This window comes from Staphylococcus sp. HMSC035D11 (genome assembly GCF_001836075.1).
GTDB classification, from domain to species: domain Bacteria; phylum Bacillota; class Bacilli; order Staphylococcales; family Staphylococcaceae; genus Staphylococcus; species Staphylococcus hominis.
This window is the reverse complement of sequence record NZ_KV827285.1, coordinates 125,974-126,617: the sequence shown is the minus strand read 5'-3', so window position 1 is coordinate 126,617 and position 644 is coordinate 125,974. Positions and strand designations below refer to the sequence as shown.

At 31.8% G+C, this 644-nt stretch carries 1 pseudogene; it reads right to left on the bottom strand.

Features of this window, described 5'->3' with window-relative positions:
- Nucleotides 1-230: 230 nt before the first annotated feature.
- A pseudogene (locus tag HMPREF2647_RS11555) lies at nucleotides 231-644 on the bottom strand (hypothetical protein); the annotation flags it as partial.

Below are 644 nucleotides of genomic sequence, written 5' to 3'. Positions count from 1 at the left end.
TGTTTGAGTGTACTTTGACGTACATAAGCAATAACTTCTTCCATGTTATACACCTCCAAAAAGATAATATATATTTGTGAGTAAATTAGAATGAAAGGTCCAACGTGCTTTTAACACGTTGGACCGCCATGATTAGTTATCGTTCTGTAACTCTTCAACGATTAAATCAGCTAGTAATTCAATCAATTCATCCATTTTATCTACTCCTGTACGATTTCATCTTTAAGTTATTAAAAATCAATTAAATCATCGTTCTGTTTTTTCCATGATTCAAGTATCTTTTTGTTATCCAAGTTAATTTCAGCTTTAATAGGTTCAGCATCTTTAGTTAGACCAAAAATAGACGCATATTCTGAATCTAGCTTTAAATGGTAAAAGACAAGTGACTGTTTTTTGCCATTGTCATCTTTGACTGTTCGTTTTGTTGTAATTCGATCATGGTCAGATTCGATAAATCCTTTATCCCTTAGTGCATTAACAACATTATTGACATCTTGGAAGTGATTCTCTATCAACATATCTTTAAATACAGATGCAATGATTTTGACTTCGATATAATCATCTTTTAAGGCAATTAGTCCATGGTTCTCAATCATATTCTTTAACGCTGTATCATCAGAAAACTTACCACGGTTTTGTGCTAC